The sequence below is a fragment of the Streptomyces sp. Qhu_M48 genome (assembly GCF_051305195.1).
In the GTDB taxonomy this organism is placed as follows: Bacteria; Actinomycetota; Actinomycetes; order Streptomycetales; family Streptomycetaceae; genus Streptomyces.
Genome location: NZ_CP195432.1, coordinates 4824832 through 4847187, shown reverse-complemented (window position 1 = coordinate 4847187; position 22356 = coordinate 4824832). Strand labels below are relative to the sequence as shown.

The 22356-nt window shown below is 71.3% G+C and carries 20 protein-coding genes; 11 read left to right on the top strand and 9 right to left on the bottom strand.

Translation table 11 applies throughout. The features are described from left to right. Positions 1–45: 45 nt before the first annotated feature. The 3 genes from ACRRSS_RS21940 to ACRRSS_RS21930 are packed head-to-tail and all read right to left on the bottom strand — an operon-like array spanning position 46 to position 4763. A complete protein-coding gene (locus ACRRSS_RS21940) occupies positions 46–1524 on the bottom strand; it encodes a glycoside hydrolase family 43 protein (RefSeq protein ID WP_435972828.1) in 1479 nt (492 codons plus the stop codon). Further along, positions 1521–3740 (bottom strand): beta-glucosidase, encoded by a 2220-nt coding sequence (locus ACRRSS_RS21935; RefSeq protein ID WP_435972827.1) that lies wholly within the window; start codon positions 3738–3740, stop codon positions 1521–1523. The genes ACRRSS_RS21940 and ACRRSS_RS21935 overlap by 4 nt, the downstream gene beginning before the upstream one ends. Positions 3741–3749: 9 nt before the next feature. Further along, positions 3750–4763 carry a LacI family DNA-binding transcriptional regulator gene (locus ACRRSS_RS21930; RefSeq protein ID WP_435972826.1) on the bottom strand — a complete coding sequence of 338 codons (1014 nt, stop codon included), beginning with the start codon at positions 4761–4763 and terminating at the stop codon, positions 3750–3752. 262 nt (positions 4764–5025) lie between these two features. Here ACRRSS_RS21930 and ACRRSS_RS21925 point away from each other — a divergent pair, with 262 nt between their 5' ends. From ACRRSS_RS21925 to ACRRSS_RS21895, 7 genes are all read left to right on the top strand, one after another. Continuing rightward, on the top strand, positions 5026–6318 hold the full coding sequence (locus ACRRSS_RS21925) for an extracellular solute-binding protein (protein ID WP_435972825.1): 1293 nt from the start codon (positions 5026–5028) through the stop codon (positions 6316–6318). A gap of 4 nt (positions 6319–6322) precedes the next feature. Continuing rightward, positions 6323–7300, top strand: coding sequence for a carbohydrate ABC transporter permease (locus tag ACRRSS_RS21920; RefSeq protein ID WP_435972824.1), 978 nt, complete (start codon positions 6323–6325; stop codon positions 7298–7300). Then, on the top strand, positions 7297–8127 hold the full coding sequence (locus tag ACRRSS_RS21915) for a carbohydrate ABC transporter permease (protein WP_435972823.1): 831 nt from the start codon (positions 7297–7299) through the stop codon (positions 8125–8127). Before ACRRSS_RS21920 ends, ACRRSS_RS21915 begins: the two co-directional genes overlap by 4 nt. A 298-nt stretch (positions 8128–8425) precedes the next feature. Next, positions 8426–9901 (top strand): non-reducing end alpha-L-arabinofuranosidase family hydrolase, encoded by a 1476-nt coding sequence (locus tag ACRRSS_RS21910; protein ID WP_435972822.1) that lies wholly within the window; start codon positions 8426–8428, stop codon positions 9899–9901. Between the two features lie 476 nt (positions 9902–10377). After that, the gene (locus tag ACRRSS_RS21905; protein WP_435972821.1) at positions 10378–11262 is read left to right on the top strand and encodes a hypothetical protein; all 885 of its coding nucleotides are present in this window, start codon (positions 10378–10380) and stop codon (positions 11260–11262) included. A 131-nt stretch (positions 11263–11393) separates the two neighbouring features. Beyond that, the gene (locus tag ACRRSS_RS21900; protein WP_435975393.1) at positions 11394–11804 is read left to right on the top strand and encodes an SgcJ/EcaC family oxidoreductase; all 411 of its coding nucleotides are present in this window, start codon (positions 11394–11396) and stop codon (positions 11802–11804) included. Between the two features lie 202 nt (positions 11805–12006). Next, on the top strand, positions 12007–12177 hold the full coding sequence (locus tag ACRRSS_RS21895; protein WP_435972820.1) for a hypothetical protein: 171 nt from the start codon (positions 12007–12009) through the stop codon (positions 12175–12177). 16 nt (positions 12178–12193) lie between these two features. Here the strand turns inward: ACRRSS_RS21895 and ACRRSS_RS21890 are convergent, their stop codons facing one another. The 6 genes from ACRRSS_RS21890 to ACRRSS_RS21865 form a co-directional block, all read right to left on the bottom strand. Continuing rightward, entirely contained in the window at positions 12194–12382 is a 189-nt protein-coding gene (locus tag ACRRSS_RS21890; protein ID WP_435972819.1) for a CsbD family protein, read from the bottom strand. 111 nt (positions 12383–12493) lie between these two features. Further along, positions 12494–12820, bottom strand: a complete 327-nt coding sequence (locus tag ACRRSS_RS21885; protein WP_435972818.1) for a hypothetical protein — start codon at positions 12818–12820, stop codon at positions 12494–12496. A 159-nt stretch (positions 12821–12979) separates the two neighbouring features. Beyond that, positions 12980–14248, bottom strand: a complete 1269-nt coding sequence (locus tag ACRRSS_RS21880; protein ID WP_435972817.1) for an MFS transporter — start codon at positions 14246–14248, stop codon at positions 12980–12982. Position 14249: 1 nt separating this feature from the next. Then, entirely contained in the window at positions 14250–16022 is a 1773-nt protein-coding gene (locus ACRRSS_RS21875) for a condensation domain-containing protein (protein WP_435972816.1), read from the bottom strand. After that, positions 16019–17353: a DUF6271 family protein gene (locus ACRRSS_RS21870; protein WP_435972815.1), complete on the bottom strand. Its 1335-nt coding sequence runs from the start codon at positions 17351–17353 to the stop codon at positions 16019–16021. Before ACRRSS_RS21870 ends, ACRRSS_RS21875 begins: the two co-directional genes overlap by 4 nt. Then, on the bottom strand, positions 17335–18483 hold the full coding sequence (locus ACRRSS_RS21865; protein ID WP_435972814.1) for a phytanoyl-CoA dioxygenase family protein: 1149 nt from the start codon (positions 18481–18483) through the stop codon (positions 17335–17337). Before ACRRSS_RS21865 ends, ACRRSS_RS21870 begins: the two co-directional genes overlap by 19 nt. Positions 18484–19023: 540 nt before the next feature. Between ACRRSS_RS21865 and ACRRSS_RS21860 the strand changes: the two genes are divergently transcribed. From ACRRSS_RS21860 to ACRRSS_RS21845, 4 genes are all read left to right on the top strand, one after another. After that, positions 19024–19884, top strand: coding sequence for a hypothetical protein (locus ACRRSS_RS21860; protein ID WP_435972813.1), 861 nt, complete (start codon positions 19024–19026; stop codon positions 19882–19884). Positions 19885–19949: 65 nt separating this feature from the next. Continuing rightward, the gene (locus tag ACRRSS_RS21855) at positions 19950–20183 is read left to right on the top strand and encodes an acyl carrier protein (protein WP_351900396.1); all 234 of its coding nucleotides are present in this window, start codon (positions 19950–19952) and stop codon (positions 20181–20183) included. Positions 20184–20205: 22 nt separating this feature from the next. Further along, positions 20206–21084 (top strand): 4'-phosphopantetheinyl transferase family protein, encoded by an 879-nt coding sequence (locus ACRRSS_RS21850; RefSeq protein ID WP_435972812.1) that lies wholly within the window; start codon positions 20206–20208, stop codon positions 21082–21084. A gap of 220 nt (positions 21085–21304) precedes the next feature. After that, complete coding sequence (locus ACRRSS_RS21845) at positions 21305–22294, top strand: alpha/beta hydrolase (RefSeq protein ID WP_435972811.1); 990 nt, start codon at positions 21305–21307, stop codon at positions 22292–22294. Positions 22295–22356 lie beyond the last annotated feature (62 nt).

Below are 22356 nucleotides of genomic sequence, written 5' to 3'. Positions count from 1 at the left end.
TTTCGATAGGGACTGCTTCCTTCATAAGTGAGGGCTTGCCTCGGTTCACATTTCCAGGGCGTCGATGCCCGTCGCCCCGGAGGGGCGGTTCGGATACGTGATGTCGAACCAGGTGAAGTGGGCCTGGTTCGTGGACGGGCGGCCGTGGGAGGTGGCGTAGAGGCCGAGCTGGACGCTGGTGAACAGCGGCCTGAGGAAGGTGGCTTCGACGGTGGCCAGGTCCCGCCAGGCACCGTCCGGCGCCGCATGGGCGAAGGTGTGGCTGAAGCCCCGGACGCGGACCCCCAGGCGAACGGGCCCCGGGGGGACGGGATCACGGGCCAGGACCTCGGGCCCGTGGCGGAGGACGAGTCCTTCCTCGGTGCGAAGGAAGAGGAGGTGGGTGTCGTCGTCGAGGACGACGGCGAGGCCGGCCTGTTCGCCCGGTGCTGCGGGAGTGAAGTGCAGTTCGGTGGACACGTCGCAGTCGGGTTGTTCCTGGGGGCGGGCCAGGAGGGACGGGACGGTCCGTTCGCCGAGGTGTTCGGGGCGGAGCTGGAGGCGGAGCCCGTCGCCGGTGGTCCAGAACGGGGTGCGAGGGGTGCGCAGGGTGCTCCAGTCGGCGGAGAGTTCGGCGAAGTCGTCGTGGAGCGGGCAGCGGGGGCTCGTGTGGCCGACGGGGGAGAAGACCGGCCGGCCGTCACTCCACGTGACCCTGCTGAGGAAGGTCTCGCGGCCGATGGCGGAGCCCGGGCGGACGCCCAGGAGGACGGCCCGCCAGTCGCCGTCCGGGGTCTGCACGAGGTCGGCGTGCCCGGTGCAGGTGACGGGGCCCCTCCGGGCGGGAGGTAGGGCCGGGTTGCCGGGGGTGCCCCTGTACGGGCCGGTCACGTGGGCGGCGCGGGCGGCCACCACGCTGTGGTCCACGTCGGTACCGCCCTCCGCGGTGAGCAGGAGGCAGGTCCCGTCGATCCTGTAGAGGTGCGGGGCCTCCGACCAGCGGGCGCCCGTCCGGCTTCCCGACCACAGGACGTACTCGCGTCCTGTGAGCCTTCGTTCACCGGGAAGGTACTCACGCATCCAGATCTCGGTGCGGCCCGCGACCTCGTCCAGCACGCGGGCGGCGGTGAACCAGGCCCGGCCGTCTCCGTCCGGCCCGTCGTCGAAGAACAGCGACGGGTCGAAGCCCTCTCCCTCCAGCCAGTACGGTTCCGACCACGGCCCGGCCGGGTCGGCCGCCGTGACGACGAAGTGTCCGGGGCCGTCCATCAGCGTGCAGACGAGGTGGAAGAGCCCGTCATGGTGCCGGATCGTCGGTGCGAACAGGCCGCGTGAAGGCTCGCACCCGTCGAGGTCGAGCTGGGACGGTCGGTCCAGCGCGGAGCCGAGACGTCGCCAGTTCACGAGATCGCGGCTGTGGAACACGGGGAGCCCCGGGAACCACTCGAAGCTGGACGTCACCAGGTAGTAGTCCGCCCCCACCCGACAGACGGACGGGTCGGGCCGGAACCCGGGCAGCACGGGATCATCGAAGGCCGTACTCATGGGACCGGGACGATCTCGACCGGCACGGACAGCACGCGGTCGGCCGCCGGGTGGCGTACCGGGCCGCGCAGGGTGAAGGAGCCCTGGAGCGGGAGGTCGCCGCTGGAGTGTCCGACGGCCACGCCGATCTCTCCGGGCTCCACCCTCCTGCGCAGGTCGACCCCGGTGAAGGAGGTCCGGTCGGCGTGGACGGAGAAGGTGATCCGGGCGGCCTCGCCCGGCCGCAGCTCGACTCTGCCGAATCCGGCCAGCCACCGCCGGGGCCGGACGACGGACGCCTCGGGGTCTGACAGGTACAGCTGGACCACCTCGGTCCCGGCCACCTCGCCGACGTTGCGTACGGTGACCGCGACGGAGACGGCCCCGTCCGTCGGGGCGACGGGATCCACCGAGAGATCCGAGCAGGTGAAGCTGGTCCAGCTCAGCCCGTGCCCGAACGGGAACAGCGGAGTCGGGTCCACCGAGCTCCAGTCGGTGTGCCCGCCCAACGCGGAGTGCAGGTAGGTACCGGGCTGTCCGCCGACCTGGCGGGGGATGGAGACGGGGAGCCGCCCGGATGGCTCCGCGGCCCCGCTGATGATCCGGGCCAGCGCCGTCCCGCCCTCTTCGCCGGGGAAGAAGGCCTGGACGACGGCCGCCGCGCGGTCGGCGAGCGAGCCGAGCGCGTAGGGGCGTCCGGAGACGAGGACCAGGACGGTCGGCACCCCGGAGTCCAGCACGGCGGAGGCGAGTGCGGCCTGGTCACCGGGCAGGTCGAGGGTCTCGGCGTCGCAGCCCTCCCCCGAGGTGCCTCGGCCGAACATGCCGGCCCGGTCGCCGAGTACGAGCACGTGCACCTCCGGATCCTCCGCGGTGACCGTGAACCCGACGGCGGTGAGCGCCTCGCCGAGCGTCGGGATCTCCAGCCCGGGGTGGCCGGGCAGCGCCACGTGGTTGGGGAAGGAGTAGCAGCCGAGGAACGAGTGGGGGTCGTCGGCGTACGGCCCGCTGACCGCGACCCGGCACGGGCGCAGGGGCAGGATGCCGTCGTTGGCGAGCAGCACGGTGGACCGCTCGGCCAGGAGCCTGGCCAGGGCCCGGTTCTCCGGCGGGTCGAGGTCGACGGGCTCGGGCTTGACGGGTGCCCAGTCGGGGTCGAGCAGGCCGAGTTCGGCCTTCTGCAGCAGGACCCTCTCCGCGGCCCGGTCGACGAGCTCCCCGGGAACGTCTCCCGACCGTACGAGTGCGGTCAGCGGCTCGCCGTAGCAGCGGGCGGTGGGCAGCTCGACGTCGATTCCGGCGGTCAACGCCAGCGCGCCGGCCGCGCCGCGAGACCCGGTGACGCCGTGCCGGGTCTCCAGGAAGGAGACGGAGTAGTAGTCGGCGACGACGACACCGCCGAAGCCGAGTTCGTCCCTGAGCACTCCGGTCAGCAGGTGTTCGTCGGCGGCGACCGGGACACCGTCCACATCGGTGTAGCTGTTCATCACCGACCGGGCGCCTCCCTCGCGCAGCGCCCGTACGAAGGGCTCGACCAGCACGTCGGCGAACTCGCGCGGCCCCGCGGCGACGGGGGCCATGTTCCGGCCGCCGCGAGAGGCCGAGTATCCGGCGAAATGCTTGAGCGTCGCCACGACGCCGGCGCCTTCCAGGCCCTGTACGTAGGCGGTGCCGATCGCTCCGACGAGATAGGGGTCCTCGCCGATGCACTCCTCGGTCCTTCCCCACCGGTAGTCGCGGACCACGTCGAGCACCGGGGCCAGCCCCTGATGGACGCCGACCCGCCGCATCCCCTCACCGATGGCCCCGGCCATCCGCCGCACGAGCCCGGGGTCGAAGGACGCGCCCCAGGCGAGCGGCCCGGGGAAGACCGTGGCCCCGAACGTCATGAACCCGGTCAGGCATTCCTCGTGAGCGATCGCCGGAATGCCGAACCGGCCGGACCCGGTCACCTGGCGCTGGAGTGAGGCGAGGCGCTCCATACCGGCTTCCGCGGTGATCGGCGCGGTTCCGTACACCCGGGTGAGCTGGCCGAGACCGTATCCGACGATGTCGTCGAGGTCCGGCGCGGGCTCGCTGGAATCGTCCTCCATCGGCGCGACGGGTACTCCGGGATTCGAGGGCAGGGCCCAGAAGCCGGTGAGTTGCCCCGCCTTCTCTTCCAGCGTCATCCGACTCAGCAGATCGGCGACTCGCACGGAGGCGGGCAGGAGAGGATCACGCCAGGGCTCGGGCAAGGGGTTCTCCTAGGGACGGGGCGAGGCGGTGGAGAGCCGGACCTTGAGCTCGGTCGAGAGCTCCATCCGGGGGCTGACCAGGGGCTGGTCCTCCAGAAGCTGGAACAGCGTGCGGGCTGCGAGCCGACCCATCTCCTCCAGCGGCTGACGCACCGTCGTCAGCGGAGGTGACAGCCATTCGCACATCGGCAGGTCGTCGAAACCGACCACGCTGAGGTCCCCCGGGATGCTCAGTCCGCCCTGCCGGGCGGCCTCGTAGACACCCATCGCCTGCTGGTCGCTCCCGGCGAAGACGGCCGTCGGTGGCTCGGGCAGGGCGAGCAGCTCCCGGGCACACCGGAACCCGCCCTCGTGCTGGAAGTCGCCGAACCGGATCAGGTCGCGGTCGACCTCGATCCCGGCCCGCTCCAGAGCGGCCCGGTAGCCGTCGATGCGGGCCTGGCTGCAGAGCATCTCCTTGCGCCCGCCGATGGCGGCGATCCGGCGGTGCCCCATCTCCAGCAGGTGCTCGGTGGCCGCGAGGCCGCCCGCCCAGTTGGTCGCGCCGATGCTCGGCACGCCGTTGCCCGGCAGGTCGATCGGGTCGATGACGACCAGCGCCACCCCGCCCCGTTCGACCTGGGCGCGCTGGGCCTGGGTGACCGAGGCGGTGACGAGGATGACGCCGTCGCTGTGGTGTTGGACCGGCAGGGCGGCCCAGCTCGACGGAGTGGCCTCGCCCGGCGGCACGAGCGACACGACGGTGCCGACGCCCCGCTGGGCGCACTCGGCCTCGACGCCGCGCAGTATCTCCACCGCCCACGCGCTGTCCAGACCGCCGATGATCAGGTCGACGAGGCCCGATCTGCGAGCCCTGTTCTGCCGGCCGGGCTGGAGGTAGTTGTGGGATCGCAGCAGTACTTCGATCCGTTCGCGTGTCGAGGGCGCGACGTCGGACCGACCGTTGATCACCTTGGAGACAGTGGCCTGGGAGACCCCTGCCTCCGCGGCGATGACCGCCAGAGTCGCCCGCTGCTCGCTCAACTTCCCTCCTCCTCGACGCCGTCGGGCGACGATAGGTATCGCAAACTTTCGAAGAGTTTCTGATCGGCACGACTGCTTGTCAAGCCTGCGTTCAAGCGGCGCTTCAAGATAGATCGGTGAGAAGTCTTGACCGTACAGCCTGACGTTCCTAGTTTATGGCACCACGGAATTCGAGAGTATTTCGAAAAGTTTTCGAGCACGGCATCGGCACTGAACCCGGCAGTGGCCCGGCATCGAACCGGCATCCCCTCACGGAGGTCCCATGGCCAGCACCCCCCCGAGCCGACGAAACTTCCTCGCGCTCGCTGGCTTCACCGCACTGTCCGTCTCCATGACCGCGGCCTGCGGAGCCGGCGCGTCCGGCGGCGGGCCGTCGGCCGACGGCAAGGTGACGTTCGAGTGGTGGAACATCGCCACGACGGAGCCGGGCAAGTCCCTCTTCCCGCAGATCTCCTCGGCGTTCACGACCGCTCACCCCAACGTCGCGATCACCACGACCTCGCTGGAGAACGAGGCCTTCAAATCCAAGCTGACCGCCACCACCTCTTCGGGCAGGCTCCCCGATGTCTTCCAGACCTGGGGCGGCGGTGTGCTGCGGCAGCAGGTCGACGCGGGGCTGGTCGAGGACCTCACCGACGTCCTGGACTGGTCGACCGACCTCACCCCGGTCTCGCTGCAGGCCTACCAGTTCGACGGCCGCACCTACGGGGTGCCCTACGACATCGGCATGGTCGGCTTCTGGTACAACAAGAAACTCTTCGCCGAGGCCGGGATCACCGCCCCGCCGGCCACCTGGGCCGAGTTCCTCGACGGAGTCAGGAAGCTCAAGGCGGCGGGCATCACCCCGATCGCCCTCGCGGGCAAGGAGAAGTGGCCGGGCCACTACTACTGGGCCTACCTCGCGATGCGTGTCGCCGGCCTCCCCGCGCTGCAGAAGGCCGCGACCACCAAGGACTTCACCGGCGCCGGCTTCGTCCAGGCGGGCGCCCACCTCAAGGAGCTCGTCGACCTCCACCCGTTCCAGACGGCCTTTCTCGGCGCCGGCTACGCCACCCCCGGCGGGCAGGCCGCGACCATGGGCAACGGCAAGGCCGCCATGGAGCTGATGGGGCAGTGGGGGCCGTCGGTGCAGAAGGACGCGGGCGCCGACCTCGGAGCGGACCTGGGCTTCTTCCCCTTCCCCACGGTCGACGGAGGTGTGGGGCAGGCCACCGAGGTGTTCGGTGGCGGCGGTGGCTTCGCGTTGCGCAAGGGCGCCCCGAAGGAGGCGCTGGACTTCCTGAGGTTCTTCGTCCTGGAGAACGAGTCCAAGCTGCTGGCCTCCAACGGCTATCTGCCGGTGGTCAAGGGTGCGGAGAGCCAGCTCACCGACGTCAACAAGAAGGTGGTGGCCGCGAGCCTGGTCAAGGCGACGGGCTTCCAGCTCTTCCTCGACCAGGCCTACCCTCCGGCGGTCGGCCAGGAGGTCAACGACAGCGTCGCCGACCTCATAGCCGGCAAGAAGACCCCCGAGCAGGTCACCACGTCGATCACCGAGGCTGCGAAGAGTGCCTAGCGCCGTGTCCCCCCTGGCTGAGGAGCGGACGGAGGAAGCCGCGCCGGCGCACCCGCCGGTCCCGGCCCGGTCGCGCCCGCGCGGGTGGGGCGACTGGGCGTCGGTCGCCTGGTTCCTCGTCCCGGCCCTCGTCCTCTTCCTCGTCTTCGTCCTCGCCCCGATCATCGTCGCCGTGTACACGGGCTTCTTCAAATGGGGCGGGATCGGCCCCATGGACGATTTCGTCGGCTTCGCGAACTACACCAGACTCTTCGACGACGAGGTCTTCCTCGGCGACCTGGGGCGCGGGCTGTACCTGATCGTCCTGTCGATCACGATCCAGCTGCCGTTCGCCCTGTTCACCGCGGTCCTGCTCAACCAGAGGCTCCGTGGCCGGGCCGTCTACCGGATGCTGTTCTTCGCGCCGTACATCCTGTCCGAGGTGGTCACGGCGGTCCTCTTCACGATGATCTTCCTGCCCGGCACCGGCATGGCCGACCATCTCGCCGGCCTCCTGGGCCTGGAGGGATTACAGGGCAAGTGGCTCGCCGACCCCTCGACGGTCATGCCGACCCTCTTCGTCGTCATGATCTGGAAGTACTTCGGCTTCCACATGATGCTCTTCCTCGCCGGACTGCAGAGCATCCCGTCCGAGATCCTCGAGGCCGCCGCCATCGACGGCGCCGACGCCTGGCAGCGCTTCCGGCACGTGACGCTGCCGCTCCTCGGCCCGACCGTCCGGATCAGCGTCTTCCTGTCGATCATCGGGTCCATCCAGCTCTTCGACCTCGTCTGGGTCATGACCGCGGGCGGACCCAACCACTCCTCCGAGACGATGGCGATCGCGATGTTCCAGTTCGGGTTCAAGCGGTACCAGGTCGGCTACGCCAGCGCGATCAGTGTGGTGCTGTTCATGATCAGCCTGGTCTTCTCCCTCTTCTACCAGCGCTACGTGCTCCGCCGCGATCTGAGCGGAGCCGTCACCCCAGGAGGCGGCCGATGAACGCCCGCCGGACGGCACGCGGTCTCTCACTGCACGCCGTGGTCTGGCTGATCGCCGCGTTCGTCGCCGTACCGCTGCTCTACGCGGTGATCTCCGGGTTCAAGAGCACCGGCGAGCTCACGACGAATCCGTTCGGGCTGCCGGAGCGGTGGAAGACCGGAAACTACACCGGAATTCTCGGCGACGGAATGTTCTGGCGACAGATCGCCAACAGCGCGGGAATCGCGATCGGTACGACGGTCTGCACGGTCGCGGCCTCCGCGATGGCGGCGTTCGTGCTGGCCCGATATGCCTTCCGGGGACGGGAGTTGTTCTATACGCTCTTCACGATCGGGTTGATGTTCCCGTTCGCGGTGGCCGTCCTGCCGCTCTTCCTCATGCTGCGAACCTTCGGCCTGCTGGACAATCCGCTCGGAGTGATCCTCCCGCAGGCGGCTTTCGGGCTTCCCATGACGATCGTGATCCTGCGCGGCTTCTTCCGGACCATCCCGGCTGAGATCGAGGAGGCCGCCACCGTGGACGGCTGCGGCAAGCTCCGCTTCTTCTGGAAGATCCTGCTGCCGATGGCACGTCCGGCGCTCGGTACGGTCTCGGTGCTGGCGGTCGTCGCGAGCTGGAACAACTTCTTCCTGCCGCTGCTGGTGTTCAGCGATCCGAAATGGCAGACGATCCCGGTCGGCGTCCAGCAGTTCCAAGGCCAGTACTCGACCGACTTCGCGTTGGTCCTCGCCTACATCGTGCTCGCCATGGTCCCGGCCCTCGCCTTCTACGCCGTCGCCGAGCGCCAGCTGATCGGCGGCCTCACCGCCGGCGCCACCAAGGGTTGACCTGTCCCGCGTGACCCGCACCCCGAGGAGGCTTTGTGAAACGCCTGACCGCTCTGACGGCAGTCATACTGTTAGCGCTAACAACTCATCGCGAGGCCAGCCGGCACGCCGAGCCCGAACTCGGCATCCGGATGGACCTCCCGGCGACTGCCGCTGGCACCGGACGACACCCTGCCGCTCTTCGGCGTGTGCGGCCTTCTCCACGCCTGTTCCGTCCCCGTCCCGTCCTCCTGGCGCCGCGGCCGCCGCGCGGTTCGTCGGAGTCACCTCACCGCCAACCCCCGAAGGAGCCCTTCTGATGAGGTTTCGCCATCCACCCCTGGTCCTGAGTCTCGTCCTCGCGGTCCTGTCGTCCTTGCTGCTCGGGGCCACTCTCCTCACTGCCCCGCCCGCCGCCGCGGCCACCATCGACACCAGCGCCTGGTACGTGCTGGTCAACCGCAACAGCGGAAAGGCCCTGGACGTCCACAACCTCGCGACCGGCGACGGCGCCCGCATCACCCAGTGGACCAGGAACGACCAGAACCAGCAGCAGTGGCAGTTCGTCGCCTCCGGCGACGGCTACTACCGCGTCAAGTCCCGCCACTCGGGCAAGGTCCTGGACGTCCAGAACGGTTCCACCGCCAACGGCGGCGCGATCGTCCAGTGGACGGACGTGAACGGCACCGATCAGCAGTGGCGGCCGGCCGACAGCGCGGACGGTCACATCAGGCTCGTCGCCCGCCACAGCGGCAAGGCCCTCGAAGTCCAGGGCGGCTCCACCGCCGACAACGCGAACATCGTCCAGTACGACGACTGGGGCGGCGCCAACCAGCAGTGGCAGCTCGTCAAGGTCGCCGGCGGCACCCCCGGCACCTGTGTCCTTCCCTCGACGTACCGCTGGTCGTCGACGGGCGCGCTGGCGCAGCCCAAGGCCGGGTGGGCCTCGCTCAAGGACTTCACCGTCGCCCCCCACAACGGCAAGCACCTCGTCTACGCGACGACGCACGGCACCACGGGGACGGGAGTGGGCTGGGGCTCGATGAACTTCACCCCGTTCACCGACTGGTCTCAGATGGCCACGACGGGCCAGAACAAGATGTCGAACTCCGTCGTCGCACCCACGCTCTTCCACTTCGCGCCGAAGAACATCTGGGTGCTCGCCTACCAATGGGGCAGGACCGCCTTCTCCTACCGGACGTCGAGCGACCCCACCAACCCGAACGGCTGGTCGGCGGAGCAGGAGCTCTTCTCCGGAACCATCGCCGACTCGGGCACGGGCCCGATCGACCAGACGCTCATCGCCGACGACCGGAACATGTACCTGTTCTTCGCCGGTGACAACGGCAAGATCTACCGGGCGAGCATGCCGATCGGGAACTTCCCCGGCAGCTTCGGCTCGTCGTACACGACGGTCATGAACGACACGGCGAAGAACCTGTTCGAGGCGCCCCAGGTCTACAAGGTCAAGGGCCAGAACCAGTACCTCATGATCGTCGAGGCCCGGGGCGCGAGTGAGCAGCGCTTCTTCCGCTCGTTCACGGCCTCCAGCCTGAGCGGTGCGTGGACCCCGCAGGCCGCGACCGAGAACAACCCCTTCGCGGGGAAGGCCAACAGCGGAGCCACCTGGACCGACGACATCAGCCACGGCGAGTTGATCCGCGCCGGCGCCGACCAGACCTTCACGATCGACCCCTGCAACCTGCAGTTCCTCTACCAGGGTCGTGATCCCAACTCCGGCGGTGACTACGGCCAGTGGGCCTACCGCCCGGGTCTGCTGACGCTCCAGCGCTGACGACGCGGCGGGCTCGGTGGTCACCCGAGCCCGCCATGGTCGCGGGCCGGGGCCGCGTCCGGGACCGGCATCGCCTTCGCCGTGGTCGCCAAAGAGTCCATGACCGGCTGTCGGGGACAGCCGGCCCTCTGCGGCCCGAGCCCGCGCGAACCCAATGTCCTGGGGCTGATCACCCGCGGCTGCTGCTCCAACCCCGAGATCGGGGCCCGGCTCGCGCTCAGCGCCCGCACCGGCACCCCCCCCACATCGTGCACGTCTTCGACAAGCTCGGACGCGGCACGCTCTCCCCAGTGTCTGAGAGGACCTCGATAGCCCAGCTCCAGGGCTCTTCGAAGGAGGAGGAGATCCGCGAGGCGCGGGAGGCCTGGACGACATCCGGCCGCTTCGGTGTCCCGGGCTGCGGACCGCGGGTGAGGTGGGGCGACGTCCACGTTTCGCTGTCCGCGGCGCGGCCGGCCCGGCACTAGGCTCGCTTCGTGGAACACCCTGAGCACCGCGCCGAAGGCGCGGGTCCGTTCACCACCCGGCTCACCTGGCACCGCCCCGAGGGGGAGACGGTGGTGTGGGAGTCGCGGCTCGCGCGCAAGCGCGGGGCGCTGTCCGTGCGGGGCCCCGGCCGCACGGTCGCCGTGTCCCCGACGGCCGACGCCGAGGCGCTCGGCCGTCTTCGGAGGCTCAACGCCGTCGCCTCGGCCGCCTTCTTCCTCGGCGGCATGCTCTTCGCCCTCGGCGCCGCGGTCGCCCAGTTCGGCTCGGGCGATCCGGTCGAGAGCGCCTCGATCTACTTCGCGGGCGGGCTGTTCTTCACCACCGGGGGCTACACCTCGCTCCTCCAGGTGCTGAACGCGCCCCGCCACTCCCCGGGCGGCGGTCCACTGGCCACGGTCGGCCGGCGGTGGTGGGGGTACGAGCCGATGCGGCTGGACTGGCTCAGTGCGTTCGTGCTCTTCGCCGGGACGCTCGTGTTCGGGGTCAACCTGCTGGACTCCTTCCTGCAGGGGCTCACCGTCCAGCAGACCAATCGGCTGATCTGGACTCCCGACGTGATCGGGTGCGTGCTGTTCCTGGTCTCGGGCCACCTCGCCTTCGCCGAGATCTGCCATCGCTCCCGGCCGTGCCTCCGCTCGCGCAGTCTCGGCTGGTGGGTGGTGGCGGTGAACCAGTTCGGGTCGGTGCTCTTCATGGTCGCCGCGCTGGCCGCCTTCACCCGGCCCACCACCCAGAGCCTGGTCAACACCGACATCGCCAACTGGGGGACGTTGTGCGGTGCGCTGTGCTTCTCCGTCGGCGGCGTGCTCCAGGCCTTCGAACGTCCCCAGGGCGTCAACGCCGACCCGCGTTCGCCTCGGTCAGCGCCTTAGGGTTCACGGTCCGAAGGAGCGGGACGATGACGGCGAGGGCGTCGACGGCGAACACGGCGAGGGCGGCGCGGATGCCGAGCCGTTCGGCCAGGGGAGCAACACTTGACCTCAATCATGCTTGAGGTGTGACGATGATCCACATGACCACGGAATCCATATCCCACGCTGCGGACATCGAAGCGATCAGCCGGCTCGTCGCCACCGTCGAGCACGCCCAGCAGAACAAGGACCCCGAGGAGTTCCTCGGCCTGTTCCACCCCGACGCGATCTGGACCACGGCCCACGGCAAGGTCCTCATCGGCCTCGACGCGATCTCGGAGTTCACCCGCAAGGTCCTCCCGGCGGCGACCTGGGACGGCAAGGTCACCTACGAGGTGGTCCACGTGCTCTTCATCCGCCCCGACGTCGCCGCGGTCAAGGTCCGTCAGCGATACCTGTCCCCGGGCGAGGAGAGCGAGGGCGCCCCGCTGTACGTCATCTCCAAGCAGGCCGACGGCCGCTGGCTGCTGACCGCCTGCCAGAACACGGTCCTCGCCGACTAGCGTGCCCGACGGTCGCGTCCGGAGCCGGATCGTGAGGGCTTCCGGACCGGCTGGAACCGCGTGCGGTCCGCCCGCCGGTCCGGTGTGACGACCAGGGACGGCGGCGGTGGCGGGCCTCCGCGCCGAGGAGGGCAGGGGAGGCCGGGTGGCGCGATCCGATCCGATGCGGGCCGCGCGTACGTCGTGCACTGGGGAAGGTGCGGTGGCGCACCTCCGGGCCCTCCGCCCCTCACGCGCTGCGGCGCGACGGGAGGCACCGCCAGGAAACGGACGACCCAGCGAACGTCAGGAGACGCACATGCCCGAGGTCGTCGAGACGCAGGCCGCGCAGGGGGCCCTCGTCCTCGCCACCCTGCGCACGGCCCTGCGCTGACGCCGCGCGAGGTCCGTCAGGAGGTGCGTCGCCGCATCCCGTCGCGGGCCCTCAGCGCGCTCTCGTGCACCTTCTCCATCCCCTTGCGGGCCTTGGCCGCCAGCTGGTCGCCCTTGCCCTCCCTCTCCAGGGCGGAGTCGCCGGTCACCTTGCCGAGGGTCTCCTTGATCTTGCCCTTGCCCTTCAGCACGGAACTCTTGCGCATGGTGGCTTCCTCTCCTGGGGCGAACAGATCGTCCTGGAAGGCCGGGGATCCAGGCCTTCCACCGGCGGCTGCCCTCATCACCGGGGATCATGCGACGGCCCGCCCACGAGGTCACCGGCGGCGGCGCGCCGCCGCACCGACGTACACCAGCCGGATCAGGCACACGGCGGTGACCACCCACACGGCCGCGAAGCACCAGAGGGGGACGGCGGACGACGACACGGCGGCGATGACGAACAGTGCGGCGCAGACGGCGCCGAGCCCCGCCGTGCACCAGCCGAGACGGCGCCGGAGGACCGTGTTCCACCGGCCTCCCGGGCGCGCGGGGGCGTGCCCGAAGGAGCGCAGCTCGCGATCGAGGGTCTCATCGCCCCGTAGGCCCTCCTCGATGCTGTCGAGGAGCTTCCGTTCCTGGTGGGTGAGCTTGGGATCGTGCATGACGAGCTCCCGTCGAGCGGTCCGGTCACCGGTCGGTACTGGAACACATGTTCCTCGACTCGCCCGCGCCCGGGAATCCCCGCGTACGTCCTTCGTCCAGCATCTCCGAGAACGGGCCGGGCCGCCGGTGGAGGACCGGCGGCCCCGTACCGCACCGGGTCAGCCGCCGCCGCCGACGGCCGCCGCCGCCTCCTTCGGTGCCCGGCCCAGCGCCCGGATCGCCGGGACGCAGAGCATGACGCCGATGAGCACGACACCGATCACCGAGGAGAAGAGCAGTACCCGGTCCGCCCCGAAGGAGTCCGCCGCCGGGCCGGCCAGGGCGCGGCCCAGCGGGATGACCATGATGGAACCGGCGACGTCGTAGGCCGAGACACGGCTCAGGACGGCCAGCGGGATGTGGGTCTGCACGCTCGTCGCCCACATGACCCCCCAGAAGGCGAACCCGCAGCCGGCCACGACCCCCGTGAGCGCCGTGACCGTGAAGGACCAGCCGAGGGCCGGTGCCAGCGGGTTCAGCGTGAAGAAGAACATCGCGCAGGCCCCCGCGACCAGCGGGCGCGGCGGGCGGACCCGCATGCCGAGCAGACCGCCGATGATCGTCCCGGCGCCGTCGGCCGAGGCGATCCAGCCGTATCCGCTCGCTCCGTGCTGTTCGGTGAGCAGGGCCGCGCCCAGGGGCAGGGCCGGGCCGAAGACGAAGAGGCCGTACACCGCCCATACGGCGATGACCCCCCACAGCCAGGCGCGGGAGCGGAACTCGTGCCATCCGGTGGCCAGCCGCCGCAGCATCGGCTCGTCGCTCTCGTCCCGGGCCGTGCCGAGCCTGCGCAGCGGCGCCAGACCGAGGGCGCTGAGCGCGTAGGCCGCCGCGATGACCACGAAGGAGCCCGCGACGTCCCAGTAGGCCACGAGGAGACCGGCCACGCCGGGGCCGAGCAGGGTGCAGATCGCCTCGGAGATCCGCAGCAGCGCGTTGGCCCGCTGGATGTCCTCGGCGACCTGCGGCACCAGACTCGCGAGACCCGGCTGGAACATGGCCGTCGCCGCGCCGCTGAGCGCGAGCAACGCCATGATCTGCCACAGCCGGATGTCCGTGGCGACCAGCAGCACCGCGAGGGCGAGCATGGCCACCATGCGCACCACGTCCGCGCCGACCATCATCACCTGCGGGGTGAACCGGTCGGCGAGCACGCCGCCGAACAGGACCAGCACGACGATCGGCGCCATCCAGGCGGCAAGCGCGTATCCCACGCCGCCCGCCCCGTACCCCGCCCCGAGCACGGCGGTCGTGAGCGACACCATCAGCATGCCGTCGGCCAGCAGCGAGGTGCTGCGGGCGGTGAAGAACAGCCGGAAGCGACTCGACCGCCACGGGCTGGGCGGCGAGCTCTGCTCCCGCCGCGCGGTTACCTCATCCATCGTCATGTCACATCCGCCGGTCCCGGCCGGTCCCTTCGCTGAGAATCTGCTGACGGAGCCAAGCGCTGCTCCGGTCCGCCTCCGCCGGCGGGTCCTGGACGATCACGTACCGGCGCGGCGCCAGCACTCCCGGGCGGCCGGGGAGGGCGTCCATCAGCGCCGTGTGGGCCCCCGCCGGGGTCAGCGGGGTGTCGCCGGCCGCGATGTACGCGGTCAGGTGCGCGGCGAGGTCACCGGCGGCCCCTTCCGGCGGAGTGCTCCCGCTCTCGTACGGGGCGTCCGCCGTGACGTGGACGGGCAGGCCCTCCAGGGCCTCGCTCAGGGCCTCCGCCACGAGGGGCGGCGACGTCCAGGAGCCGTCCACCCGGCACCACCGGGGCCCGCGCTCGACCGGGTGGACCCCCGTCACCCCGCTGAGCGACGCGAGCGGCACGTCGGCCGCCCCGACCGCTTCCAGGAGCCGTACGAGACCGGTGAGGAAGCCCTCCGCCTCGTCCCGCTTGAACAGCGCGGGGTCGGCCCACAGGGAGAGGTGGACCAGCGGGTCCGTCGCGTAGACGAAGGTCAGGACGCGGGTCGGCAGGACCTGGTCCGGCCCCCAGCTCAGTTCGAGGTCCGGGCCGGTGGTGTCGTCGGGGGTGCCCGAGGTGACGGTGGCGACGGTGTCGGGGAGTGAACTCACGTCGTTGAGGACGACGTCGCGCGCGAACTGGCTGCCGCGATCGAAGGTGGCCCGCCCGATCATCTCCCAGAGGGCGACCGCGTCGAACTGACTGTGCCGGTAGGCGTTCAGGGCCGCCCCCCAGGCCTTCCTGAGGAGCGCGTCGAAGCTCGGCACCCGGACGTCGAGGGCGAGCAGGGCGTCCTGGGAGAGGGTGTTCACCGAGCGCGCGAGCCGGGGGTGGTACCGGTTGGACGTCGGGACGGCGGCCACGCAGGCGGGCTGCCCCGTCCGGTGGGCGACGAGCGCGCACCAGGCGGTCAGCAGCACGGTGGCCGAGGGACTGCCGGTGCGCTCGGCCGCGAGGGCCAGGGCCCGCGCGGCCCGCCGCGACCGGAGGGTGAGCCGGGGTGTCGCCACCTCGGTGCCCTCGGCGCCCGGCTCCGCGAACATCGCCTGGGGGCCGGTGCGGATGATCCCCTCCCAGTACCGCAGCGAGGCCCCGGACTTACGGAGCCCGGCGGGCGTCGCCTCCTCGGTGGCCAGGTCGAGCGGGGTGAGGGAGGCGACGGGAGGAAGCGCATCGCCCGCGAGCAGGCTCAGCCACTCCTCCTTGAGGACCGCGAGCGCGCCGACGTCGGTCACGGCGTGGCTCGCCGCCATGGTCACGTAGGCGGGTGCGCCGGCCAGCGTGACGAGGGAGATCCGGAGGGGGAAGTCCCGGTCCAGGCGGAATCGTTCGATCCGTGCCCCACGGGCGAGGGACTCGGCGTACGCGGCGGGTCGACCGGGGAGCTCGTCGTGGTCGAGGACCGTGACCGTGAACGCGCCCGCCGGTGCCACCACCTGCTCGTCGGGCGCGCTGCCCGGACCGTGCGGAAAGGTCGTACGCAGGGCCTCGTGCCGTACGGCGAGCGCGCGCAGCGCCTCGATCACCGCCTCCGTGCCGGTCCCGTCGGGAACCGGCCACACGTCGTGGATGTTGATGTGCTCGGGCTCGTCCCGCAGCATGCAGCGGATCATGTTGGCCTGCCCCATGGTGACGGGGCCCCGGCGCGCCTCACCGCCCGCGTACGCGACGGTGACGGTGTGCGTGCTCCTCGGCTGGTGGCGGCTCATGCGATGCCTTTCACGGACGCTTGCGGCAGGGCGGGGCGGTGGTCCCGACGGCTCGCCCTGGCCAGGGCCTCCCAGGCGTCGGTCAACAGGGCGAACTCCTCCATGTCCCGCCGGGCCTCCTCGACGAGCCGGTCGCGGCGGGCCGCGAGGACGTCCGCCGCCGTCGCGTAACGCCCGCCGAGCCTGCGGAACGAGCGGTCGAGGACGGCGAGCCGTTCGGCGTTCTCCGCCGGGTCCACGCGCGCGCCGTCCCTGACGAACCCGGCGACGACGGAGGCGCTCACATGCCCCTCGGCGTCGAGCAGTGCGTCACCGGCCTTCCTCAACCCCGCGTACACGGCGTCGAAGTGCGGGGCGGAGAGGAGGAACTTCGCGAACCGCACCTGGTAGGCGAGGAACCCCTCGTCGGAACGGCGCTCACCGGTATGGAAGTTGACGATGTGCCGGTTGTGCAGGACGCCCGGCAGGCGGGCGTCCTGAACCAGGTGGATCAGGAAGTAGTCGCTTCCGATGGTGTCGGTGGCGGGCGGCAGCGGCACCCGGCCGTAGACCTCGCGGTCGAAGGCGATGTTGCACATGTCCACGCGGGTGGGGCTGACGCTGGTGAGGGTGGAGAGGTCGCCGGTGAACGCGGCGGTTCCGGCGCCCCGGAAGGACTCCTCGATCAGGTTCCTGCGCCAGATCTCCGGGTAGCCGGCGGGGACCGACAGGCCGACGACGTCCTCGTACACGGCGGGGTCGAGCCGGCGGATCTCCGCGACGTCCACGGACATCTCGCCGACGAAGGACCCGCCGACCATGGCCACGGGCCGGTCCGCGTACGCCGGGTCGAGCCGGCTCCGGGACACCAGGCCGGAGACGTCGGCGGCCCGGCGGCCCAGGGTCATGAGCTCGTGGTGGAGGGGGAACACCGGCTCGCCGTCCAGGTACTGGTATCGGCTGTCCGAGTCCCGGCGGTGCACCGAGGTGCAGCCGAGGGCCTCCGCGAAGAGGAAGGCGCGGTTGGTGCAGGCCCCGTACGAGAGGCGCGACGGGAGCATCAGGTCGAGCACCCGCTCCGGCGCGGCGACGCCGGACCGGGCGACGGCCCCCTGGAGGAAGGTCCGCTGCTCGTCCTCGTCCAGGTGGTGCACGACCACACCCGGGACCCGGGGCAGGGCGGCCACGGCGGCGCGGTGCTCGGCGAGCACGGCGGGGGCGGAGGAGTCCAGGACGAGGAGGTGCACCTCGACGCCGAAGCGGTGGGCGCCGTAGGCGGCCTCCTCGGCCACGGCCCCGATGGTCGCGGCGCAGGCCCGGTTGGTGGGCAGGGTCAGACAGACACGGCGCACGCCGGCTCCCCGCCCTGGTCGGGGACGGCGGAGGGCGCGGCGGGGGCTGTGGGCCTGCTGGTGGCGGCGTCCGCACCCGTGCTCGCCTCGGCGTCCGTTTCCTTCCACGAGGTGAGTCCGAGCAGGCGGCTGCCGAGTTCGTTCAGGGTGGCCGTGGGGTACCGCTTGGACTCGTGGAGCACCGGGTCGCCGACCAGGGTCCGGTTCCAGCGCGGGGTGCGCAGATGGCGCCAGGAGTCCACGCGGGACTTCCTGAGCCGCTCGTGCTCTTCGAGCGCCGGCATCATGGACAGGTACTGGACCGCCCGCACCTGGTCCCGGGAGACGTTGCGCGCCACGCCGTGGGCGAGCAGGCCGTTCCAGATCAGCAGGTCGCCGGGGCGCAGGTCGGGGCGGACGACGGGGTACTCCGTACGGTCCACGGCGGGCCGGAGGGGGTCCCGGCCGGCCGGCTGGGCGATCTTCCACTCCTCGAACCGCCGGAACAGCTCCGGGTTGCACTGGAAGCCGCCCGACTCGGGCCGGGTGTCGTTGAGCGCGATGATCCCCTGCACCCGCTGCGGTGGGACGCCGAGCGTGGTGTCGATGTCCCAGTGCAGTTCGATGTCGAAGCCCCGGTCCGTGGGCTCGATCAGGGCGCGGTCGCGGTTCCTGACGTTGGGCGGGTTGAGGTTGAGCCGGTCCTGGGTGACCCACAGCTCCTCGCAGTCCCAGACGTCGACGAAGGCGTCGTAGACCCGCTGGGACTGCCGGTTGTCCCAGAGGAGCTGGTGGTGGTACGCCTCGACGAAGCCGTAGACGTGCAGCTGCTGGTCCAGTTCGGAGCGGAACGGGCGGTCCTCGTACCAGCTGTCGGGCCGGTCGGGGTCGAGGCCCTGGAACTCCCAGGTGAAGTCGAGGAGTCGCTTCGCCGTCTCCGCCGGGACCGCCTCCCGGACGATGACGTATCCGTACGTCTGCCAGTGCGCGAAGTCCTCCTCGGACAGCACCCGCAGGGGCCGCGACTTCTTCAGCTCCCGCAGGGTGGTCTGGGCGAGGTAGGACTCGCCGTCCGCGCTGAAGTACGGCAGGTCCGACGCGGCCCGGTGGAGGTGGGGGCGGCGGGGGCGAGGCGGAGCGGGTGTCGTCATGTGGTCCCTCCAAAGCGGGAGTCGGGGGAGGAGATTCGGCTCGGCGGCGGGCGCGGGCGGCGGGAGGGGCGATCCGTGCCCTCCTCGGTCGGTGGACAGCACGGGGCGACCCCCGGCGCGGGGCCGGTGGCGGACGGCACGGACGGACGGCTCGACGTGGCGCGGGTGCGTGGCCACGCCGTTCAGCAGAATTGGTTTAGACCATAGCCGGTGTCAAGTGTCATCTCAATATGCGGAGTTGTGTCGGGACGATGACCGGCACGTGGCGCGCACAAGATCGCCGACCCGGCGGCTTTGGTCTAGACAACAGCCTCGCGACTGGCCTAGTGTCCCCATGCGCAGTCCGGTCCTGACGGGGAATCAGCCGGCCTCCCCGCCGCGCGTCGCGGTCAACGGTGACCACGCTCACGGACGGTCGCACGTACCCGCGTACACGGGGGAACTCGTACGCACCGCCGCGACGACGCCGCAGCCGATCCGTGCCGCCCGTCCGGCCGACACCCTTGACTGTTCGTCCACGCCCCAGAGGGAGCGGTTTCCATGAGCACACCCAGCACCACGGCCCTGCCGGACGGCGGCCTGAAGAGCCCAGGTGCGGGCCTGATCACCCTGGACCCGGTCCGCACCGCGCTCCTGCGCGGCCTGGACGACCTGCTCACCGGACTGGCCGGACGGCTCTCCGCGCCCGAGGTCGTCGGCCCGCCGCTGCTGTCCGTGGAGGGTCTGGCGAAGCTCGACTTCTTCCGCAACTTCCCCCATCTCGGCGTCTCCGCCGGTCGATTCGAGCCGGGCGCGCTCGACAGCCTGGCCGCCGGCGAGGCACCGGGAGAGCTGCCGCTCCGGCCGACCGGCTATCTGCTGCCGTCCGCCACCTGCTACGGACTGCTGCTCTCCCTGGAGGGCCGGGACGTCGGCGAGGACGGCCTCCGGCTCTCCGCCGCAGGCCGCTGCTTCCGCAACGAGACCCACTACGACGGGCTGCGCCGCCTCTGGGGCTTCCACATGCGCGAGGTCCTGTACCTCGGCACCAAGCAGGGCTCCGTCGAACACCTCGATCAGGGAGCCGAGTTCATCCTGGAGGCCGCCGCGCGCCTCGGACTGGAACTGAAGCGGGCCGTGGCCGACGACCCCTTCTACGACAAGGGCGGCTCCCGCGCCAAGCTGATGGCGCTCGACCCGGTCAAGCACGAGTTCTGCGCGCCCGACGGGACCGCCATCGCCTCCGTCAACCGCCACCGGAACTTCTTCGGCGAGCGGCTGGACATCAGCGCGGGGTCGGCGGGACCGGCGTACAGCGCGTGCGTCGCCTTCGGCGTCGAGCGCTGGGTCCACGCCATGATCCTCACCCACGGCACGCCCGAGCAGGCTCTGGACCGGCTCCGCGACGCCCGCCTCTCGTAACCCCGCCACGGCAGTGGCGCCCGCCCCACGTCAACCCGTACCGCAGTAAGGAGCGACCCCTCCCCATGGAACGCATCGCCGCGTGGCTTCACGAGAAGAACCCCGGTCTCGACGGCCCGATCGACGTCGACGAGGACCTCATCGAGGCCCGTCTCATCGACTCCATGGACTTCCTGGAGTTCATCGACCTCCTGGAGGACCTCTCCGGCACCAGCATCGACCTCCAGGACGTCACCATCGACGACTTCCGCACGCTCGGCCGCGTCCAGGAGCGCTTCCTGAGCGCCGCCGCCGGATGAGCGACCGCGTCACCACCGTTCGATGACCTCCGGCCCGGGAGCGGGCGGAGACGCGGCCGGACCGGGCGCCGCCTCGGACACGGATGTCCCCGGACCGGGTGCCGCCTCGGACACGGACGCGGCCGGACCGGGCGCGGCCGTCGTCGTCGTGGCGACCACCCGGGAGGTCCTGGACCACCCGGAGCTGCACGAGGACCTGCTCGCGCCCTGGGAGCGGCGACGGCTGTCCGGGATACGGCTGCCGAGCCGCCGTGACGACGTGGTGGCCTCGCGGCTCCTGGTCCGGCTGTGCGCCGCCCTCTACACCGGACTGCCGCCGGCCGGGGCGGCCCCGGCCCAGCTCTGCCCCGACTGCGGCCGGGACGGCCACGGGCGCCCGTACCTGCCCGGCCGTCCCGGCGTGGGTGTCAGCCTCAGCCACGCCGACGGCCTCGTCGCGGCGGCCGTCGGGCCGGGCGCCATCGGCGTCGACGTCGAGCCGTCGACGCGCCGCCCCGGCCCCCTGCGGGTCCTTCGCCGCCTGCTGCCCGAGACGGCCCTCGCCGAGGCCACGGCGCAGCCCGACCCCGGGCGGGCGCTGCTCCGGCTGTGGGTGCGCAGGGAAGCCCTGCTGAAGGCGGGCCGGGCCGACTTCACAGGCCGGGCCGACGGCCTCCTCGGCCAGGACGGCCTCCACCTCCTCGAATGGACGGACCGGGGCCGAGGCGCCGTCGCGGCGGTGGCCGGTACGGCGCCGGCGAAGGTCCTCCCGGTGTCCGCGTCCGGTCAGGCGAGGGTCCTCCCGGTGTCCGTGTCCGGTCAGGCGAGGGTCCTCCCCGTGTCCGCCTCTGGTCCGGCGAAGGTTCTCCCGGTGTCCGCGTCCACCGCAGCCGCGCCCCGTCGTGGCGGAGCCTCCCGCTAGGGAGAGCCTCGCCCACCGCGTCGGCGCCGTCCCGCCCCACCCCGCGTCCGGGCACCCCGCCGCCGTCCCGCCGCCGTCTCCGGCCCCGTGTACCCACCCCTATCCCAGCGGGTCCTCCGTGTCTCTCCGGAAGGTTCCGGGTGCTCCCGGCGTGACCCCCGTCGCTACGTTCCAAGCGGCCAGGAACCACGTCCGTCCCGCTCCCGACCCGGAGGCCACGTTGACCGCGCAGCACCCCACCCGCAGAAGCATCCTCAAGTCCGCCGGCGGGCTCTCGGCCGCGATGGCCCTGGGCGCCGGAGGCGTCCTCGCGGGGGCGTCGTCGGCCTCGGCCGCCGGTGACGGCTTCGGTCTGCGCATCGTGGACCGCAACGAGAGCGACCACCGGATGTGGTACTACCGCTTCGCGACCGAGGCGATCGGCTGGAACCCCGGCGTGAACGTGCTGCTCCCCGACGACTACCACTGGAGCGGCCGTACCTACCCCGTCCTCTACCTCTTCCACGGCGGCGGCACGGACCAGGACTTCATCACCTTCGACCGCGAGGGCGTCCGCGCCTGGACCGCGGGCAAGCCGATCATCGTGGTCATGCCCGACGGCGGCCACGCGGGCTGGTACTCCAACCCCGTCAGCTCCAACGTGGGCCCCCGGAACTGGGAGCACTTCCACATCGGCCAGCTGCTCCCGTGGGTCGAGGCGAACTTCCGCACCTTCGCCGAGTACGACGGGCGCGCGGTGTCCGGGTTCTCGATGGGCGGCTTCGGCGCCCTGAAGTACGCGGCCAAGTACTACGGCCACTTCGCCTCGGTCAGCGCCCACTCCGGCCCGGCCAGCCTGCGCCGCGACGGCGGCCTCGTCGGCCACTGGGCCAACGCCTCGGCCGCGGCCCTCGACCTCAACGGCGGCACGATCTACGGGGCCCCGTTCTGGGACGAGGCCCGGGTGAGCGCCGACAACCCCGTCCAGCGGATCGAGAGCTACCGCCACAAGCGGGTCTTCCTCGTGGCCGGCACGAGCCCCGATCCCATCAACTGGTTCGACACGGCCAACGAGACCCAGGTCCTCGCCGGACAGCGGGAGTTCCGTGGGCTCCTCGGCAACGCGGGCATCCCGCACGAGTGGCACGAGCTGCCCGGCGGCCACTTCATCCGCCACGACATGATGCGGCGCGACATCGACGGCATCATCGGCCGGCTCCGCAAGGCATAAGGAGCCTCTCGTGTCTCTCGGAACGCCCCCTCTCTCCCGACGCGCGGTGACCTGCGTGCTCG

Bases quoted from the DNA above. Each gene is read 5' to 3' on its own strand.
- ACRRSS_RS21910 (WP_435972822.1), top strand. From the start codon at position 8,426: ATGAGGTTTCGCCATCCACCCCTGGTCCTGAGTCTCGTCCTCGCGGTC.
- ACRRSS_RS21890 (WP_435972819.1), bottom strand. From the start codon at position 12,382: ATGCGCAAGAGTTCCGTGCTGAAGGGCAAGGGCAAGATCAAGGAGACC.
- ACRRSS_RS21865 (WP_435972814.1), bottom strand. From the start codon at position 18,483: ATGACGACACCCGCTCCGCCTCGCCCCCGCCGCCCCCACCTCCACCGG.
- ACRRSS_RS21875 (WP_435972816.1), bottom strand. From the start codon at position 16,022: ATGAGCCGCCACCAGCCGAGGAGCACGCACACCGTCACCGTCGCGTAC.
- ACRRSS_RS21915 (WP_435972823.1), top strand. From the start codon at position 7,297: ATGAACGCCCGCCGGACGGCACGCGGTCTCTCACTGCACGCCGTGGTC.
- ACRRSS_RS21885 (WP_435972818.1), bottom strand. From the start codon at position 12,820: ATGCACGATCCCAAGCTCACCCACCAGGAACGGAAGCTCCTCGACAGC.
- ACRRSS_RS21925 (WP_435972825.1), top strand. From the start codon at position 5,026: ATGGCCAGCACCCCCCCGAGCCGACGAAACTTCCTCGCGCTCGCTGGC.
- ACRRSS_RS21880 (WP_435972817.1), bottom strand. From the start codon at position 14,248: ATGACGATGGATGAGGTAACCGCGCGGCGGGAGCAGAGCTCGCCGCCC.
- ACRRSS_RS21860 (WP_435972813.1), top strand. From the start codon at position 19,024: ATGAGCACACCCAGCACCACGGCCCTGCCGGACGGCGGCCTGAAGAGC.
- ACRRSS_RS21850 (WP_435972812.1), top strand. From the start codon at position 20,206: ATGACCTCCGGCCCGGGAGCGGGCGGAGACGCGGCCGGACCGGGCGCC.
- ACRRSS_RS21855 (WP_351900396.1), top strand. From the start codon at position 19,950: ATGGAACGCATCGCCGCGTGGCTTCACGAGAAGAACCCCGGTCTCGAC.
- ACRRSS_RS21900 (WP_435975393.1), top strand. From the start codon at position 11,394: ATGATCCACATGACCACGGAATCCATATCCCACGCTGCGGACATCGAA.
- ACRRSS_RS21940 (WP_435972828.1), bottom strand. From the start codon at position 1,524: ATGAGTACGGCCTTCGATGATCCCGTGCTGCCCGGGTTCCGGCCCGAC.